Below are 13705 nucleotides of genomic sequence, written 5' to 3' on the forward strand. Positions count from 1 at the left end.
ATGCTTGAGCAGGGCGTTTTTCAATCGCCCCTCAGGCATCCACTTGTGAACCATCCAACGAATTCCTAGGCAGAACCCGCCAAGGAACAGCAGTGCGAATAGCGGCTTAAGAGCCACAGCTAGAGCCCAAGTCATCCCGAAATTCTAAGGCCCCGCCCTCAAAAGCGGGGCTTTTTCTTTTGGAGCACCCATGCCCCTGTACCTAAGCCCTGTCTGCAACGGTCAGACGTTCGACGCCAATGGAGACCCGCTGACCGGTGGCCAGATCGAAATCTATCTGGCTGGCTCGTCCACCCCGGCAGCGACATTCACTGACGACACCGGTTCCACGCCGCAGTCAAACCCGATCATCCTGAATTCGCTTGGCTACCCCACTCTTGGTTCGATCTGGCTCACGGGTGGACTTTCGTACAAGTTCATCATCAAGAATTCCCTTGGCGTCACGCTGCGCACTATTGATGACATTTCCGGGATCAACGATGCCTCGGTGAGTCAGTCTGAATGGGTGGAGTCGGGATTTACCCCGACATACATCAGCGCAACGTCATTCAGCGTGCCGGGCGATCAGACGATGATTCTCCAGATCAATCGTCGGGTTCGGACCACGAACACATCGGGTCTTGTCTACTCCACGATCAGCAATTCGGTGTTTGCTGCGGGGATCACCACGGTAACCCTGACCAACGACAGCACGACGCTGGACGCCGGCCTGTCACTTGTGGCTTATGCGCTTCTGGCGGCTGATCCTCTATCGGTCCCGAACCTGCCCGGCTCGAAGATTTCCGGACTGATCACCTCCACCGGTTTGACGATGAGCACGGCGCGTGTTCTCGGTCGGACCACGGCATCTACCGGGCCAATTCAGGAGCTTGATGGAACCACCGTCCAGACGTTGCAGCCCATCAACCAGGTGCGTGTTGATGTTGCCTCGGCCTCCACGGTCAACCTCACCACATCGGCTCCGAATACCGACCACATCAACATCACCGGCACAGTCACCATCAACGGTTTCACGATTGCTGCCGGTCGAACGATCTTTGTTCGATTCAGTGGCTCCCTTCCTCGCTTGGTGGTACGGCAAAAACGGAGGTTGAAATGAAAGTCTCATTCGTTGAAGACATCAAATACGTGTGGAAGTACAGCACTGCTGTGATCGCTTATCTGGCGGCGAGCTTCGGTGGCTTCTGGCTCACGCTGACCGAGCAACAAAGGCTTGATCTTCTTGGCCTTGTTGGCATCACGCCCAGCATGTTTGCCGGCCTGAGCGTCATCGGTCTGGCCATTGCATTCATGACCGCTCGCGGGACAAAAATCGAGTTCAAGCCGCCGAAGCGCGATGAAGCCTGACCCTATCGACCTGGCCTTGCAGCACATCCAGCACAGGTGCCGCGTCTCATGGTCTGAGAACGAAATCATTGCTCTGATCGAGACAGTGCGGCAGATGAGAAAGCAGGAGTCCAGCAAGTCGGTGGAGCTGAAGGTTGTCGATCTAACAAGGGTCGACCCGGGCATGAATGAAAGGTGGGGGTGATGATTCCTGACCATGTACGAAGCGCCGTGAGTAAGGCGCTTTTTTCATTGCCGTCAGCGATGACCAGTCCAGAGGCTAGGTTGATGCTCTACGCCATCGGCCTGCAGGAAAGCCGGTTCACCCATCGGTTCCAGATCGTTCAAGGCCGACCAGGTGCGAAAGGTCCGGCCCGTGGCTTCTGGCAGTTTGAGCGTGGTGGCGGGTGCAAAGGTGTTGTTGAACATCCTGCGTCCCGGTACTGGATGGCAAAGGTCTGTGCTGAACGCAATGTGCCGTTCAACGCTACCGCGATCTGGAACGCCATCGAGACAGACGATGTACTCGCTGCTGCCGCTGCCCGACTGTTGCTGTTCACCGACCCAAAGAAGCTCCCTGCTGTGGGCGACGAAAAGGGCGCTTGGAATCTGTACGTGCGCACTTGGAGACCGGGAAAGCCACATCTGAAGACGTGGGCTGATCTCTACGCCGAGGCTGTAGCCGCATGAACCCATGGGCATTCCTAGGCGGTCTGGTTCTAGCCGTCGCTGCCTTCTTCTACGGCCAGCACATCGGGGAGCAGGCCATCAAGCTGGAAATGGCCGACCAGCGTGCCAATGCATCAGAAAACGCCCGTCACGTAGAAGCCGGTTTCCGAGCCAAGGAACGGGCAAACGCCCAGACCATGGCCGACATTGAGAAGAAAGCCCGAGATGAACAAAAAGCTCTTTCTGATCAGCTTGCCGCTGCTCACCGCGAGTTGCGCAACCGTCCCGAGCGCCCCACTGGTGACGCAATGTCCAAGAGTCCAAGCGGTCAGTTGGGATGCACCGGAGCCCAGCTTTACCGACAAGATCTTGCGTTTCTCCTCGGGGAAGCTGCCCGAGCAGACGGACTACGCATTGCCCTCAGTCGGTGCCAAGCTGCCTATGACGAAGCCGTGAGGCTGACGAACTGATTTCGTGGTTGTCTCCTTGATCGTTGAAAAGCGATCTTGCCGCCTACTCCTTCGGGGGTGGGCGGCTTTTTCTCGTTTTTGGCACCATGGACCCATGAAAGAGGTTGAATACTTCTACTGGATGCTTCCACCCGATGAGTGGAGCAAAAAGCCTCGCCAGTCACGCTGGAAGATGAGCCGGGAAGATGCGGCAAAGCGGGGATTGGCTGAGCCTGTTTTGAGCAGCCGTGAGATTCGACTGAAAGGCGAGACGCCAGAGGAAGAGGCGGAGCACCAACGCAAGATGCACACGGACTCATGGCTGAAAGTGAAAGACGATTCCGGGGATAAACCGGGGATAAAGTAGGGGCGCGCAGGGGTTGAAATGAGCGCGCTGCACTATGAAGCAATCCCCCATGACACCCCATAGCTCCCCTGAATATTGGGTTCGAGTCCCATCAGCCACCCCACATCACATTCATGAAACAAGGCCCCTCGGGGCCTTGTTTCATTTCGGGACCCGCCATCACAGGTCGCCTGTGTTCTCCCGAGTGACTCAGAAGCCTACGCGCAGACCGACAGAGTACAGATCAAGGTCGGGCTTTTGACCGAACGCACTCGGACGGTAACGCTCCCATTCAGCGCCCAGTGCGATGCGGCTGGTCAGGTCGTACTGCGCGCCCAGGCCCACTTTGATCCCGTTCCCATTGCTCTTGCCCGACGAGGTGTTGAAATCCACGCGGGTCACGCCCAGCCTTCCCAGCAGCGACCATTTGTCGTTCAAAGGGGCGATGCCCACGGCATCCAGGAAGAGGCCGTGGGCACTCACCCGACCAGTGCTGTTGCTGTGGCGGCCGAACTCGGCTGCGCCGCCCTCGAGTGCAAAGTTCGGTGTGAACTGGTAACCACCAAATACCTTGCCGCCAGCTTCTGCTCCGTTGGTTGCGATGCCGTTGACGCTGTCAGGAAAGTTGGTTGACCCGAGGCTCCCGCCGAGATAGAGGCCTTCGGCGTGCGCACAGCTCAGGCCAATACCCAGCCCAAGAACGGAGATCGAAACGAGGCGTGACAGGTGTGTGTTCATGGAGGTTGCTCATGGAGACGCACGACGGTGTGCAGGATGGACATGCTCTCTGCTGAGGTTCTCCTGCCTGTTTCAAAGCGTTGGCAGCTTTGTTTCATTTGTCATCTGTCAAATAGGCCTTGAATTCCGCCGGGCGCTGCCTGGCCGCCAGAGGCCCCACTCAGGTTCGTGGCGCGGGGCCGGTCACACCTGGCGGAGAACCAGGACCACGGCGCCTACCGGGCCCACCCGGAGGGCGGGCGCCTCGTGCTGTGCATACCACTTCGCTCAGATCGGTGTGGATTGCCAGCGTCCTGGAGGCCAGCATCACACCATCCACCTTCTGTACATCGAAGAGATAGGGCGACTTGTCGGGTTCCTGCCCCATGACCCCGTCGGTGGCCAATGTCGTGTCGGGCAACCCCTTCTTCTTGTACAGCGCGGCGCTGCCGAAGATCTCCGCATTGAGCTCATCGGAGAACAGCAACTGCGTCGTGACCCAGGCCGTCGCCGAGTCGCGCGGGTCGTAGTCGCCCTTCATCACCCGCAGATGCACGTGGTTGGCGTGGCCTCCGTACCAGCCTGGGTAGCAGCTGTCGAAGCGGGCGATGCCATTTGCGTCTGTCCGCTGCCAGCCACGGAAGAACTGGCGCTCCACGTCAGCCTTGTCGTTGTTGCACATGGGCGCGATGCGGCCCGAGTAGCCGCCCGTGTGGTTGGTGTGCCAGACCTCGACAATGGCGTTCTCGACAGGCCGGCACTGCACGTCGACGATGCGCAGTTGCATGTGCATGGGCAGACCGTCCCAACCATCGCTGATGTCCCGCCTCTCGGGCGACAGCGTGTGGCATGGCCCGATGGTGGCTTCACAGGTGAGGCGGCAGGTGCTGGCCGCAGCACCCAGGAAAGGGTTGCTTGCCCGGACGCCCGCGCCAATGCGAGCGGTGCCGCCTGTGAGCCAGCCTGCACCGGCATCAGCGCCAGCGGTGCCTGCTGCCGCCGTCGGGTTCGCTGCCGTGCCAGCGCAACCGCCCAGCAGCCAGGAAGCAGGCGCGACGCAAGTGGCGGCGGCCCAGCGCACGATCAGATCCCGGCGCGACAGTGTCGGGGAGGGCGCACAGTGCCTGGGCTCAGCTGGGGCGTCGGACCCGAATGCGGCTGTTGGTGAAGTGGAGAAATCGGCATTGCTCATGCGCGGTGATCGTAGGCTCCGAGCGGGGCAGAGATGTGCAGCAACCGTGCTAGAAGATGTGATTCAACCCTTGCCCAGTGGCGGCCGGCCGAACAGGCTGGATGTGTTGCTGATGGGGCCGAGCTCGGCCGCGGCGGCGAGCAAGGCGGGGGCGAGTTCGCGCATGCGCGCGGACGTGAGGCGTGTGCGCGGGCCGGCAATGCTGATCACGCCGATGGCCTCCTTGCGGCGCATCACCGGGGCGCCCATGGCGCTCATGCCAGGCGCGAAGACCTCGTCGATCATCGAGTAGCCGCGCACGCGCGCGGCGTGAAGAAACCCGAGCAGCGTCTTGACGGTAGTGGGCGCCTTCGGGCCGTAGGCCTGCGGTGTGCCGAAGCCCTGGCGCGCCACCAGCTCCACCGCGCGCTCGTCGCTCAGGGTGAGCAGCCACGCGTGTCCCGAGGCCGTGCACGAGAGGCGCGCGTCCATGCCCATGTCGGGGTCATACCGCAGGCCCCTGCGCGTGCCTTGCGATTTGGCTACCCACGTCAGGCGGTCCTCGTCCACGATGGAGAGACGCACCAGCTCGCCGGACTTCTGGGCCAGCCGTTCCAGCAAGGGTTCTGCGATGTCGACAATGCCCGCGTTGCTGAGGTAGCCCAGGCCCAGGGAGACCACCTTGGTGGTGAGCATGTAGTCGCCCTGCTTGTGGGCCTGCCGCACATAGCCACGCCGTTGCAACTCCGCCAGCAGGCGGTGGCAGGCGCTCAATGGAATGTCGAGTTCGGCCGCCATCAGGGCCAGCGGCAAGCCACCGGGATGTTCGGCGAGGTGTTCGAGCAAGGTCAATCCACGGTCCAGGGCCAGGCTCATGGCAGTCTCCAATTTTGTAATAAGAAATATCTTTCCAGTTTGGAAAGATTGTCCCACCATCGAAGAAAAATCCGTGTACATGAACGGCACCATCTACATCCTCAATGGCCCGAACCTCAATCTGCTCGGGGTGCGAGAACCCAACGTGTATGGCCATACCACCCTGGCGCAGGTCGAACAGTTGTGCCGGCGCGTCACGGCCGAGCTGGGCTTCGCGTGCGAGTTCCGGCAGTCCAACCACGAGGGCGTTCTGGTGGACTGGGCACAGGAGGCCAGGGAAAAGGCGGTGGGCGTGGTGGTGAATCCGGCGGGGCTGTCCTTTCGGTCCATTCCGTTGCTGGACGCACTCAAGACGCTGGACCAGCCGCTGGCGGAGGTTCACATCACGAACATCCACCGCCGCGACCCGCTTTATCAGAACTCGTTGATTTCGCTGGCGGCCACCGGCGTGATTTGCGGTTTCGGCGCCTTCGGCTACGAACTGGCCATCCGGGCTGTCGCGCAGCGACTGGCGCCGGGCTGAGGGTCTTTCAGCTTTTTCGTCACACAACATCCCAGACAGGAGACATCGCCATGAATGCACATCCCAACCGCCGCATTGCCTTGCGAACCGGCGTCGCGCTCGCTGCCGCTTCGGTCGTGCCCGCCTGGGCGCAGCCACAGCCCACACTGCGCTTCGCCGCCGTGTTTTCAGACAAGGACATCCGCGCCGACATGATGAAGATGCTGGCCAAGGACATCGAGGCCGATTTCAAGGTCGAGGTGTTCCTGAACTCCACGCTGTTCCGCCAGGGCACCGAGCTGGTGGCCTTGCAGCGCGACAACCTCGAGATGGGCAACATCGGCCCGCAAGACATCTCCAAACAGATTCCGGCCTGGTCGTTGCTGACGTCGGCCTACCTGTTCCGTGATGCCAACCACCTCACCAGCTTCTTCGCGAGCGACATGGGCGCGCAGATGAAGAAGATGGTCGAGGACCAGCTCAAGGTGAAGATCCTGGGCCCGACCTTTTTCGGTACGCGCCAGGTGGGTCTCAAAAGCAAGAAGAAGATCAATGTGCCGGCGGATCTGGCCGGCGTGAAACTGCGCATGCCACCGGGCGACAGCTGGCAGTTGCTGGGCAGATCCATCGGCGCGAACCCGACGCCCATGGCCTACGCCGAGACGTACACGGGCCTGCAGACCGGCGCGATCGACGGTCAGGACAACCCGTTGCCCAATGTGCAGAACATGAAGTTCTACGAGGTGATGTCGCAGATCGTGCTGACGTCGCACCTCGTGGGGTACGACCTGCTCACGCTCAACATGAAGGTCTGGCAAGGCATGTCGCCCGCAAAGCAGAAGGCCTTCCAGGCCGCGGCGGACAAGGCGATTGCATGGAGCACGGCGGAACACCTCAAGCGCGAGAAGGAGCTGGCCGACGGCTTCAAGACGCAGGGACTGGACGTGTACACGCCCAACATCGCGGCGTTCCGCGAGCACGCGCAGAAGGTGTATCTGGCCTCCGAAGAGGCGAAGCACTGGCCGGCTGGCATGCTCGACAAGATCAACGCCATGAAGTGAACGCAGCATCCGACATCCGATGCTGAAGAAGCTCTTTCGCGCGTGGCAGCAACTGGCCGATTTCGTGGCGGCCGGTCTGCTGGCCATCATCTTTGTGGCCTTCATCCTGCAGATTGCCCTGCGCTACCTCTTCAACTGGCCTGTGGGCTGGACCACCGAGGTCTCGCTGCTGGCCTGGCTGTGGCTGGTGCTCTGGGGTGCGTCCTTCGTGCTGAGGGACCACGATGAAATCCGCATCGACTTCCTCTCGGCCAACGTGGGGTCGCGTGTGCGCATCGGCATGGCCATTCTGGGCTCGGTGGGCATCGTTGTGCTCTTCGGCATGCAATTGCCTGCCGCGTACGACTACGTGAGCTTCATGAAGGTGGAGAAGAGCTCGTACCTGAATACGCGCTTCGACGTGCTGTTCTCCATCTACCTCCTGTTTTCGGTGGCTGTGATCGCACGCCACCTCTGGAGCCTCGGCCAGCTGTTGCGTGGCCGTGATCCCGGCGTTGCCCCGCCCGACCAGACCAGCTCTCCACTGTGAACCTCACCAGTCCTTTCTCACTGGCCCTGTGGACCATCGTCGGGCTCAGCCTGTTGGGCGTGCCCGTCGGCCAGGCCATGATCGGTGGCTCCATCCTGTACCTGTATCTCAAGGGCATGGACATGGGCACCGTCGCCGAGCAATTGCTCAACGGCACGTACTCCAGCTTCCTGCTGCTGGCGATTCCGCTGTTCATCCTGGCCGCGACCATCATGAGTTCGGGCAGTGTGATGGACCGCCTGATGCGCTTCTGCAATGCGCTGGTAGGCCACTTCCCGGGAGGGCTCGCGCAGGTGAACGTGCTGCAGAGCTTGGTGTTCGCCAGCATGTCCGGGTCGGCGCTGGCCGACGCGGCCGGCTCGGGCAAGCTGATGCAGGTCATGATGACCAGGGACAACCGCTACACGGCGGGATTTGCGGCGGCACTTACCGCTGCTTCGTCCGTCATCGGACCCATCCTGCCGCCTTCCATCCCCATGGTGCTGTATGCACTGGTATCGGGCACGTCCATCGGTTACCTCTTCCTCGCAGGTGTGCTGCCCGGCCTGCTGCTCGGTGGGGTGCAGATGGGCCTGGTGCACTACCTGGCCAAGAAGCGCCGTTTTCCGGTGGAACCCCGTGTGCCGCTGCGCGAGCTGCCGCGCATCACGCGTGAGGCCTTTGCCGCCCTGATGCTGCCGGTGGTCTTGCTGGGTTGCCTCTACACCGGGGTGACCACGCCCACGGAAGCAGCGGGTCTTGCCGCGGGCTATGCCTTGCTCATCTCGGTGCTGCTCTACCGAAGCATTGGCTGGCGCGACCTGTACGACGCGCTGCTGAGCAGCGCACGCGTCAGCATCTCCATCGGCATGCTGATCGCTGGGGCGCTGGTTTTCAACTACGTGATCACGGTCGAGAACATCCCGGCCAGCCTCAGCGGCGTGCTGGCGACTTTTGACCTGTCGCCATTGGGTTTCCTGCTGCTGGTCAACCTGATCTTGCTGGCACTGGGCTGCTTCCTGGAGGGGTCGACCATCATCCTCGTGATCATTCCGGTGCTGCTGCCCACGGCGGCGGCGCTGGGTGTCGACCCGGTGCACTTCGGTGTAGTGGCGGTGCTCAACATCATGATGGGGCTGTGCACGCCGCCCTATGGCCTGTTGCTTTTCATGATGACCCGGATCGCCAACATCTCGCTCATGGAGCTGGTGCGTGAGATGGTGCCGTTCCTGGTCGTGATGGTGGGCGCGCTGGCCCTTGTCACGCTCTGGCCAGACATGGTGCTGTTCCTGCCCCGGCTCGCGGGCTACTCGGGGTGAATCACCCGATGGGTTTTCCGCGCATCGACGGCAACACCGAGCTGATCGCGCACATCGGCCATCCCACTCACGTCTTCAAGGCTCCGCTGATCTACAACCCGCATTTCCAGTTGCAGGGCATCAATGCGGTGGTGGTGCCCATGGCGTGCCGGGCCGAAGACTTCCCAGGGTTCCTGCGCGCCGTGTTCGCGCTGGAAAACGTGCGTGGTGCCCTCATCACCATGCCGCACAAGGTGAGCACCGTCGCCTTGCTTGACGACGCATCTCCCGCCGTGCACGTGGCCGGGGCATGCAATGCCGTGCGGCGCAACCCGCAAGGCCATCTGGTGGGAGAGCAGTTCGATGGTGAGGGTTTCGTTCGTGGTGTGCAGCGCAAGGGGCTGGTGTTGCAAGGCCGCACAGCGCTGGTGGTGGGGGCCGGGGGTGTGGGGTGCGCCATTGCGGCGTCCCTGGCCGGCGCCGGGGTGAGGGCATTGCGGCTTTTCGATGTGGACCCCGTACGGGCCGAGAACTTGCGCGCGCGCCTGCATGAACACCATCCCGCCATCGACGTGACCATCGGCAGCAGGAATCCGGTCGGCTGCGACCTTGTGGTCAATGCCACGCCACTGGGCATGAACGATGACGATCCGATGCCGCTGGATGTTTCACTGCTGTCGCCTGATACCTTCGTGGGCGAGGTGGTGATGAAGACCGAGATCACCCCGCTGCTGGCGGCCGCCCGGGCACGGGGTTGCCGCATTCAGCCGGGCACGGACATGCTGTTCGAGCAGATACCGGCCTATCTGGCGTTCTTCGGCTTTCCCGCCGCCACACCAGAAGAGCTGCGCGCGAGCGCCTGTCTGCCAGACGCCCGCTGAATCAATCGGGGTTCAGGCCGCCAGGGCCTCTTCAAGCTGGGTTCGCAGAGCCGATACCTGCTCGCGCAATGCGGCGTTCTCGGCCTGCAGCTCGGCCACCTTCGCACGCAAGGCCGTGGCATCGTCGCCAGAGGATGCCGTCGCCTCTGCGGGCACGTCGTCCAGCGCCTCTGTGGTCTTGCGGCGGGCTTCGCGCACGCGCTTGGCCGCGAGCTTGAGCTCGTCCTTGCCGGCCATGGCGGCGGCTTTCTGTTCTTCTTCCGGCAGGCTGGCCACGGCTGCGGCGGCGTTGAGCGAGATCGTGCCGGCTTTGAGGGCCTCCACCACTTCAGGCGCTGCCTGCTTCTGGATCTTCTCGATCATCACCACCTGGCCGCTGCTGAGGCGGGCGGCACGGGCAATATCTTCGCGGCTGTGCAAGGGCTTGGCGGGCGGCACGGTGGCCTGTGCCTGGCTGTCGTCCGCTGCAGCCGGTGGCGGTATGTCCTCGTCGGGCGGCAGGTCTTGTGGCAACGGTGCCGCCGCCAGAAAGCGGGAACGGCGTTCCGCGAGGATTTCGCGCTTGCGCAAGGCCAACACGCCGCGCTGGAAGTCCGACACACTGCGGCGACCCAGGTGCTGGTCGATCATCCACAGGTGCACGTCTTCGATCGACTGGAAGTTCGGGTTCTGCACGGTCTGGAAGGGCAGTCCATGCTTCTGGCAGATGCCATAGCGGTTGTGGCCATCGACCAGCACATCGCCCCACAGCACGAGAGCGTCGCGGCAGCCCTCGGCCAGCAGGCTGCGCTCCAGGGCGTCGTGTTCGTCTTGCGTCAATGGGTCGATGTAGGCTTTCAGTTCCGGATTGACGGTGATGTGCATGAGGTCTGGCAGGGCAATAGGTTCGGGGGCGCGAATTGTAGAGGTTGTGGCTCAGGTCTCGAGCAGCGAATCGCGCAGCTGTGTCAGTTCGCGCGGCCCCAGGCCCATCGGACCTTGCAGGTAGGAGGTGAGGCCGCCGAAGTCCTGCTCGATGGCGGTGAAGGCCGCCTCCAGAAATGCAGGTTGCACGCTCCAGAGAATGTCCATCACATGCGCGGGGCCACGCGCTTCGACCAGCGGGCTGCGCACGTAGAGGCGGTTGGTGAGCAGGTAGTCTTCGACGATGTCGTCACGCGCCACGCCCAGGGCACCGAGCAGGAGCGCGGCGGCAAAGCCCGTGCGGTCCTTGCCGGCGGTGCAGTGGAACACCAGGGGGGTGGGGTGTTCGAGAAGGTGGCGGAAGAAACGCGCATACACCGGCGCGCTGTCGCGCGCGAAACCCCGGTAGGTCTGGCACATCAGTTCGACCGTTTCGGCCTCGGTGGGCTCGCGGCCTTGCTCGAGCAGGGCTTGCACCCGATGCACCACGGTGGGTTCGATCGTCAGGGCCAGTGTGGTGATGCCCGCCACCTCGGAGGCCAGGGCGCTGCGTTCTGCCGTTCCCCGGAAATCGATGCGGTGCGTGATGCCCATGCCCTGCAGGGTGCGCAGGTCATCGGGGGTGAGGGCCGCGAGGTGGTCCGAGCGGTAGACGCGGCCCAGGCGCACACGGCGGCTGTCCATGCCGGCGTGTCCGCCCAGGTCTCTGAAATTCGAGGCGCTGCGCAGCAGGCGTACGGGTTCGGCGGCGGCGTGGCCGGCGGGTGAGGGCGTTGGTGTGGTCGACATGCCGACATTGTCGGCCTGTTGCATGACGCGGGCGTGGCCGTCAGGGTTTCCTGGCGGTCGATGCCGCAGATGCCACGGTGGTGCAGGGGTCGCCCTCTGAATTGCTGCCGCGCTCGAACAACGGGATCACTGCCGCCGCAGGGCCCGCCGCCGCACCGAGTGCGATGGCGCCAATCACCTTTCCAGCCAGGCGCCGTCCTTCGATGCCGATGTCAGGCTTGCCCAGCGTGCCGTTCACGGTGATGGGGGTGCGCAGAGACACCAGCGACCAGTCCTTGGGTTCCGCGACCAGGCGCAGCGCCATCGACTCGTCGCGCAGGTTGACGTGGCCGTTGACACGCACCGTGGTGTCGCGGTTGTCGATCACCGCCATGCGAGGCTCCACCAGCCCGTTGCGGGCGACCATGTCGAAGCGCGCACAGTTCAGCGGCAGCGGATGGTCGCCACGGATCAGCACACCCAGGGCCTGCGCCACATCAAGACCGATGGCTTCCGTGGCCAGGTGGGAGAGGGTGCCGTCGCGCAGCGTCAGATCCACCGGGCCGTTGAGCGAGCCGAGGATGTCGGCGGTGGAGTTGCCCGCGCCGCGCACATCCAGCTTGGCGGACAGCACGCCGGTGACATAGGAGCGCACCGCCTGCTCACCGCCCTGGCGTGCCTGCTCGCGTTCTTTCTTCAGGGCCCCGGTGGCGTTGACCGATGGTGCGGCCGGCGCACTGTCCTTCCGCAAGCCGCGCATCCAGCCGGCAATGTCGACGCCGGCGATGTCCAGCCGCGCCTGCCATTGGGCGGGCTGCGCATTGGCGTCGAGCTGCGTCATGCCCTGGAAGCGGCCACCCGAGACCACGGCATGCAGATCGTCCAGGCGCAGCACGCCGCCATCGAGGTGGATGCGGGTCTTGAGTTGTTGCAGTGGTGCCATCGCGTCGGTACCGAAGTCCACCTGATCGATGGCCACATTCACGTCGGCGTCCATCACCTTGAGTGAAGGCAGGTCGAAGCGGCGCTGAGGCAGCACGCGGCCTTGCGCCTCCTGTTGCGCGGGTGGTTTGGCCGTGCCGCCGTCGCCACCGATTGCGGGTCCCAGGTCGGCGAACGCCAGCTTGGTGCCGGTGAGTTCACCGGTGAGGCGGCTGGGGTTGGTGCGCTGGTGGAACCGCAAGTCACCGGCCAGGCGGCTGCTGCCGATGGTGGCGCGCGAAGCCTGCAGCCGCCACACGCCCGCATCCTGCGACAGGCGCCCGCGCAGATCGAACGGCGGTGTCTGGGGCAGCGTGATGCCCAGGGGCTTGCCGACTTCTGCGAGCGATCGACCCTGGAACTCCAGTGCCCCATCCAGGCGCGGCGTGCCCAGCAAGGCCGCCGCCTGGCCATCGAACAGCAGGCGCGCTGCCGCCACCGTGCCGGACACGCGCATCGGCACCCACTGCGCGTCCGGGGCGGCTTCCGGGTCCTGCAGCAAGGGCAGGGTGCTGCCGGCGCGCACCTGCAGGTCCATGGGCATCGTGCGATAGCGTCCTTTCAGGGTGGCTTCATAGCCCGAGGCAGAGCCGACCACGGCTTCGCCCTCGCTGCCACGCACCTGGACGTCGAGGTCGACGTCCTGCACCTTGTCCTGCCACACGATGTGGCCCTGGCCGACCACCAGCGAGCCAAATCGCGGCAGACCGCCCAGTGGGTCCTTCTCTTGTTCGGCAGGTGCGGGCTCGTCCTTCTGGCCCAGCTGCCAGTTGGCATCGCCGTTGGCCAACCGCATCAGCCGTGCATCGAGTGCGTCGGCCTGCAACCGTTGAAGCAGCAGGTGTTCACCGCGCTGCCAGCGCCAGATGTCACCCCAGTGCCAGGCCAGCGAAACGCCTTGTGCGTCCAGCAGATGCGGTGCGCCGTAACGTCCGTCGGAGGCGATGCGCAGCTCCTGCACTTCCACGCGCGGCCGCCAGATGAAGTGGGCCCTGAACTGCCCCTGCAACTGCACGGGCACTGCCACCGAACGCGTGGCCGCATTCTCGATCGGCTGGCGCAGGAACGGCCAGCCTGCGTATTCGCCCCACGCAATGCCCAGGGCGAGCAAGCAGACCGTGCCGCCGGCGATCCACGCGGCGCGCACGCGCCTCCTTTTCTTGGGTGCAGTGGGGGAGTTCTGAGTGTCCACACTTCATTGGAACCCATGCCCACGCTGATGTTTCGGTTTCGGGGTGACGACGCGGCG

General features: G+C 63.5%; 16 protein-coding genes. 10 read left to right on the plus strand and 6 right to left on the minus strand.

Annotation, left to right across the window (positions count from 1 at the left end; translation table 11 throughout):
* The first annotated feature begins 190 nt into the window (after positions 1 to 190).
* The 5 genes from J2X09_RS09460 to J2X09_RS09480 all read left to right on the plus strand — a co-directional run bounded on the left by J2X09_RS09460 (position 191) and on the right by J2X09_RS09480 (position 2811).
* Positions 191 to 1099 (plus strand): hypothetical protein, encoded by a 909-nt coding sequence (locus J2X09_RS09460; protein ID WP_204733135.1) that lies wholly within the window; start codon positions 191 to 193, stop codon positions 1097 to 1099.
* Positions 1096 to 1347 (plus strand): hypothetical protein, encoded by a 252-nt coding sequence (locus tag J2X09_RS09465; RefSeq protein WP_204733134.1) that lies wholly within the window; start codon positions 1096 to 1098, stop codon positions 1345 to 1347. The genes J2X09_RS09460 and J2X09_RS09465 overlap by 4 nt, the downstream gene beginning before the upstream one ends.
* Positions 1348 to 1614: 267 nt before the next feature.
* The gene (locus tag J2X09_RS09470; protein WP_310308080.1) at positions 1615 to 2016 is read left to right on the plus strand and encodes a hypothetical protein; all 402 of its coding nucleotides are present in this window, start codon (positions 1615 to 1617) and stop codon (positions 2014 to 2016) included.
* Positions 2013 to 2465, plus strand: a complete 453-nt coding sequence (locus J2X09_RS09475) for a hypothetical protein (protein WP_204733133.1) — start codon at positions 2013 to 2015, stop codon at positions 2463 to 2465. Before J2X09_RS09470 ends, J2X09_RS09475 begins: the two co-directional genes overlap by 4 nt.
* Positions 2466 to 2559: 94 nt before the next feature.
* On the plus strand, positions 2560 to 2811 hold the full coding sequence (locus tag J2X09_RS09480; RefSeq protein WP_204733132.1) for a hypothetical protein: 252 nt from the start codon (positions 2560 to 2562) through the stop codon (positions 2809 to 2811).
* Positions 2812 to 3000: 189 nt separating this feature from the next.
* On the opposite strand, the gene J2X09_RS09485 is transcribed toward J2X09_RS09480, so the two are convergent.
* From J2X09_RS09485 to J2X09_RS09495, 3 genes are all read right to left on the minus strand, one after another.
* The gene (locus J2X09_RS09485; RefSeq protein ID WP_204733131.1) at positions 3001 to 3528 is read right to left on the minus strand and encodes an outer membrane beta-barrel protein; all 528 of its coding nucleotides are present in this window, start codon (positions 3526 to 3528) and stop codon (positions 3001 to 3003) included.
* A 160-nt stretch (positions 3529 to 3688) separates the two neighbouring features.
* Complete coding sequence (locus tag J2X09_RS09490) at positions 3689 to 4699, minus strand: dioxygenase family protein (protein ID WP_204733130.1); 1011 nt, start codon at positions 4697 to 4699, stop codon at positions 3689 to 3691.
* Positions 4700 to 4762: 63 nt separating this feature from the next.
* Positions 4763 to 5554 carry an IclR family transcriptional regulator gene (locus tag J2X09_RS09495; protein ID WP_204733129.1) on the minus strand — a complete coding sequence of 264 codons (792 nt, stop codon included), beginning with the start codon at positions 5552 to 5554 and terminating at the stop codon, positions 4763 to 4765.
* Between the two features lie 79 nt (positions 5555 to 5633).
* Between J2X09_RS09495 and J2X09_RS09500 the strand changes: the two genes are divergently transcribed.
* From J2X09_RS09500 to J2X09_RS09520, 5 genes are read left to right on the plus strand one after another with little or no spacing between them, the layout of a single operon-like run.
* Entirely contained in the window at positions 5634 to 6077 is a 444-nt protein-coding gene (locus J2X09_RS09500; RefSeq protein WP_204733128.1) for a type II 3-dehydroquinate dehydratase, read from the plus strand.
* A 50-nt stretch (positions 6078 to 6127) separates the two neighbouring features.
* The gene (gene dctP / locus J2X09_RS09505) at positions 6128 to 7117 is read left to right on the plus strand and encodes a TRAP transporter substrate-binding protein DctP (protein ID WP_204733127.1); all 990 of its coding nucleotides are present in this window, start codon (positions 6128 to 6130) and stop codon (positions 7115 to 7117) included.
* Between the two features lie 19 nt (positions 7118 to 7136).
* Complete coding sequence (locus J2X09_RS09510; RefSeq protein WP_204733126.1) at positions 7137 to 7646, plus strand: TRAP transporter small permease; 510 nt, start codon at positions 7137 to 7139, stop codon at positions 7644 to 7646.
* On the plus strand, positions 7643 to 8944 hold the full coding sequence (locus J2X09_RS09515) for a TRAP transporter large permease (protein WP_310308084.1): 1302 nt from the start codon (positions 7643 to 7645) through the stop codon (positions 8942 to 8944). The genes J2X09_RS09510 and J2X09_RS09515 overlap by 4 nt, the downstream gene beginning before the upstream one ends.
* An 8-nt stretch (positions 8945 to 8952) precedes the next feature.
* A complete protein-coding gene (locus J2X09_RS09520) occupies positions 8953 to 9804 on the plus strand; it encodes a shikimate dehydrogenase family protein (RefSeq protein ID WP_204733125.1) in 852 nt (283 codons plus the stop codon).
* A gap of 12 nt (positions 9805 to 9816) precedes the next feature.
* Here J2X09_RS09520 and J2X09_RS09525 read toward each other — a convergent pair whose 3' ends face one another.
* The 3 genes from J2X09_RS09525 to J2X09_RS09535 are packed head-to-tail and all read right to left on the minus strand — an operon-like array spanning position 9817 to position 13603.
* Positions 9817 to 10668: a plasmid replication/partition related protein gene (locus J2X09_RS09525; protein ID WP_204733124.1), complete on the minus strand. Its 852-nt coding sequence runs from the start codon at positions 10666 to 10668 to the stop codon at positions 9817 to 9819.
* Positions 10669 to 10719: 51 nt separating this feature from the next.
* Positions 10720 to 11496, minus strand: a complete 777-nt coding sequence (locus J2X09_RS09530; RefSeq protein ID WP_204733303.1) for a tyrosine-protein phosphatase — start codon at positions 11494 to 11496, stop codon at positions 10720 to 10722.
* A gap of 40 nt (positions 11497 to 11536) precedes the next feature.
* The gene (locus J2X09_RS09535) at positions 11537 to 13603 is read right to left on the minus strand and encodes an AsmA family protein (RefSeq protein ID WP_204733123.1); all 2067 of its coding nucleotides are present in this window, start codon (positions 13601 to 13603) and stop codon (positions 11537 to 11539) included.
* Positions 13604 to 13705 lie beyond the last annotated feature (102 nt).

The sequence above is a fragment of the Hydrogenophaga laconesensis genome, from assembly GCF_031457235.1.
Lineage (GTDB): Bacteria > Pseudomonadota > Gammaproteobacteria > Burkholderiales > Burkholderiaceae_C > Hydrogenophaga > Hydrogenophaga laconesensis.

What these genes read in the sequence shown, in the direction of transcription:
- J2X09_RS09460 (WP_204733135.1), top strand. Translation starts at nt 191, where the DNA reads ATGCCCCTGTACCTAAGCCCTGTCTGCAACGGTCAGACGTTCGACGCC.
- J2X09_RS09465 (WP_204733134.1), top strand. Translation starts at nt 1,096, where the DNA reads ATGAAAGTCTCATTCGTTGAAGACATCAAATACGTGTGGAAGTACAGC.
- J2X09_RS09470 (WP_310308080.1), top strand. Translation starts at nt 1,615, where the DNA reads ATGCTCTACGCCATCGGCCTGCAGGAAAGCCGGTTCACCCATCGGTTC.
- J2X09_RS09475 (WP_204733133.1), top strand. Translation starts at nt 2,013, where the DNA reads ATGAACCCATGGGCATTCCTAGGCGGTCTGGTTCTAGCCGTCGCTGCC.
- J2X09_RS09480 (WP_204733132.1), top strand. Translation starts at nt 2,560, where the DNA reads ATGAAAGAGGTTGAATACTTCTACTGGATGCTTCCACCCGATGAGTGG.
- J2X09_RS09485 (WP_204733131.1), bottom strand. Translation starts at nt 3,528, where the DNA reads ATGAACACACACCTGTCACGCCTCGTTTCGATCTCCGTTCTTGGGCTG.
- J2X09_RS09490 (WP_204733130.1), bottom strand. Translation starts at nt 4,699, where the DNA reads ATGAGCAATGCCGATTTCTCCACTTCACCAACAGCCGCATTCGGGTCC.
- J2X09_RS09495 (WP_204733129.1), bottom strand. Translation starts at nt 5,554, where the DNA reads ATGAGCCTGGCCCTGGACCGTGGATTGACCTTGCTCGAACACCTCGCC.
- J2X09_RS09500 (WP_204733128.1), top strand. Translation starts at nt 5,634, where the DNA reads ATGAACGGCACCATCTACATCCTCAATGGCCCGAACCTCAATCTGCTC.
- dctP (WP_204733127.1), top strand. Translation starts at nt 6,128, where the DNA reads ATGAATGCACATCCCAACCGCCGCATTGCCTTGCGAACCGGCGTCGCG.
- J2X09_RS09510 (WP_204733126.1), top strand. Translation starts at nt 7,137, where the DNA reads ATGCTGAAGAAGCTCTTTCGCGCGTGGCAGCAACTGGCCGATTTCGTG.
- J2X09_RS09520 (WP_204733125.1), top strand. Translation starts at nt 8,953, where the DNA reads ATGGGTTTTCCGCGCATCGACGGCAACACCGAGCTGATCGCGCACATC.
- J2X09_RS09525 (WP_204733124.1), bottom strand. Translation starts at nt 10,668, where the DNA reads ATGCACATCACCGTCAATCCGGAACTGAAAGCCTACATCGACCCATTG.
- J2X09_RS09530 (WP_204733303.1), bottom strand. Translation starts at nt 11,496, where the DNA reads ATGTCGACCACACCAACGCCCTCACCCGCCGGCCACGCCGCCGCCGAA.